Below are 2604 nucleotides of genomic sequence, written 5' to 3' on the forward strand. Positions count from 1 at the left end.
CGGTGAGCTTCGACAACTACATCCCCGACCGCAATCAGCCCAGCCAGGCCGAGGCCGTCACCGTGCTGCGCGGCTTCGCCGAGCGGCTGAGCGGCGGCGGAGCGGGCGCGGGCAAGGGCGGCCGCAGACACTGGTTCCGCCGGGCGGCCAAGCCCGCCGCCCCCAGCGGTCCGCGCGGGGTGTACCTGGACGGCGGCTACGGCGTCGGCAAGACCCATCTGCTGGCCTCCCTGTGGCACGCCACCCCGGCCCCGGCCGAGAAGAAGGCGTTCGGCACCTTCGTGGAGCTGACGAACCTGGTCGGCGCGCTCGGCTTCCAGCAGACCGTGAAGACGCTGAGCGATCACCGGCTGCTGTGCATCGACGAGTTCGAGCTGGACGACCCGGGCGACACCGTCCTCGTCTCGTCCCTGCTGGGCAAGCTGGTGGAGGCGGGCGTGGCGCTCGCCGCGACGTCCAACACCCTCCCCGGCAAGCTCGGCGAGGGCCGGTTCGCCGCCGCGGACTTCCTGCGCGAGATCCAGGGGCTGTCCGCGCACTTCCAGCCGGTGCGCATCGACGGCGAGGACTACCGCCACCGCGGGCTGCCCGAGGCTCCCGCCCCGTACGCCGACGAGGTGGTCACCCGCGCGGCCAAGCGCACGCCCGGCGCCTCCCTGGACGCCTTCCCCGCGCTGCTGGAGCACCTGTCCCAGGTGCACCCGAGCCGGTACGGCGCGATGTGCGACGGCGTCCAGGCCGTCTGCCTGACCGGGGTCGGCCCCGTACCGGACCAGTCGACCGCGCTGCGGCTGGTGGTGCTGGCGGACCGGCTCTACGACCGCGAGGTGCCGGTGCTGGCCTCCGGGGTGCCGTTCGACCAGCTGTTCAGCGAGGAGATGCTGAACGGCGGCTACCGCAAGAAGTACTTCCGGGCGATATCCCGCCTCACCGCGCTCGCCCGGGACGCGAGGCAGCTGGCCGAGGCATAGGGGGACGCCCTCCAGGGCACGCTTTCCGGCCGGGGCACCCGCGCGTCGTATTGATCAGATGGTTCCCGCGCGCCGGGGGCGCGTGATACACACGTGCGGTCATCTTTCCTGTCCGCCAGCAGGGAGTTACCGCATGTCAGCGACACGACGTCAGATCCTGGGCCGTACCGGTGCGCTGGGCGCCTCCATCGCCTTCACCGGCAGCATCCAGGAACTCTTCGCCGGTACGGCCACGGCCGACAGCCCGGACCCGGTGGCCGCGGGTGCCGCGGACGCCGCCGGGCGCGGCGGCTACGGCCCGCTCGTACCCGATCCGGACGGCCTGCTCGACCTCCCCGAGGGCTTCCGCTACCGCGTGCTGTCCCGCGAGGGCGACGCGCTGCGCTCCGGTGAGGGCAAGGTCCCCAGCCACTGCGACGGCATGGCCGCCTTCCCGGGCCGGTCGAGCGGCAGAGATGCCCGTACGCACCTGGTCCGCAACCATGAGAACCGCAAGGACGCCGCGATCCGCGTCCCCGCCGTCAAGGGCCTCACCTACGATCCGATGGGCATGGGCGGCTGTACCGCCCTCGCGCTCGACTCCGCCAACCGGGTGCAGTCGGAGCGGGTCGCCATCGCCGGTACGGCCGTCAACTGCGCGGGCGGCCCCACCCCCTGGCACACGTGGCTGACGTGCGAGGAGACCGAGGACAAGGCCGGGACGAACGGCTACACCAAGGACCACGGGTTCATCTTCGAGGTCGACCCGTACGATCCGCGCCGCACCGGCGCCGTACCGCTCACCGCCATGGGCCGCTTCCAGCACGAGGCGATCGCCGTCGACCCGCGCAGCGGGGTCGTCTACGAGACCGAGGACGCCTTCGAGAAGCCCTTCGGGCTCTTCTACCGCTTCCTGCCCCGTAAACCCCTCGGCGGGACCGGGTCGCTGCGCGCGGGCGGCAAGCTCCAGGCCCTGCGGGTGCCGGGGGTGGCCGACCTGTCCACCGTCCAGGAGCCGGGGACGTCCTTCAGCGGCATCGAGTGGGTCACCGTCCCCGATCCGCTCGCGGCGGAAACCCCCATCCGCTTCCAGGACTTCGGCTCGGGCGGCATCACCCACGCCCAGAAGCTGGAGGGCTGCTACTGGGGCGGGACCTCGGTCTACTTCGTCTCCAGCTTCGCCAAGAGCGCGGACGGCTCGGCCGCCGACCACTTCGGTCAGATCTGGCGCTACGACCCGCAGCGGCACCGGCTCACCCTGGTGATCGTCTTCGGCCCTGACACGGACGTCCAGCTGCCCGGCGAGTCACCCGACAACATCACGCTCGCGCCCAGCGGCGGGCTGATGGTGTGCGAGGACGGCGAGGGCGCGCAGCACGTGTACGGGCTGACCCGGCGCGGCGACGTCTACCCGATGGCCCGCGGCCGCCAGAACATCGGCACCGAGGACGAGCCCGAGTGGGGTGAGTTCGCGGGCGTCACCTTCGCCCCGGACCGCCGCACGATGTACGTGAACTGCTACACCCCGGGCACCACCTTCGCGATCACCGGGCCCTGGCAGCACTGAGCGGTGCGCCGTGCCTCCTGCCCCGTCCGTACGGGGCGGGAGGCGCCGTGTCACTGCCGTCGCGAACTGACCACACAGGCGATCGCC

General features: G+C 72.2%; 2 protein-coding genes. Both read left to right on the top strand.

Annotated features, from left to right (window positions below):
* Positions 1-971: cell division protein ZapE (gene zapE, locus SSOG_RS11560; protein ID WP_063631555.1), on the top strand; the 971-nt coding region annotated here is incomplete at its 5' end.
* Between the two features lie 133 nt (positions 972-1104).
* Positions 1105-2517, top strand: coding sequence for an alkaline phosphatase PhoX (locus tag SSOG_RS11565; protein WP_009714403.1), 1413 nt, complete (start codon positions 1105-1107; stop codon positions 2515-2517).
* The last annotated feature ends 87 nt before the right edge of the window (positions 2518-2604 follow it).

The sequence above is a fragment of the Streptomyces himastatinicus ATCC 53653 genome, from assembly GCF_000158915.1.
In the GTDB taxonomy this organism is placed as follows: Bacteria; Actinomycetota; Actinomycetes; order Streptomycetales; family Streptomycetaceae; genus Streptomyces; species Streptomyces himastatinicus.

Excerpts from the sequence above, each read along its gene's own strand:
- SSOG_RS11565 (WP_009714403.1), top strand. The coding sequence starts at position 1,105 with ATGTCAGCGACACGACGTCAGATCCTGGGCCGTACCGGTGCGCTGGGC.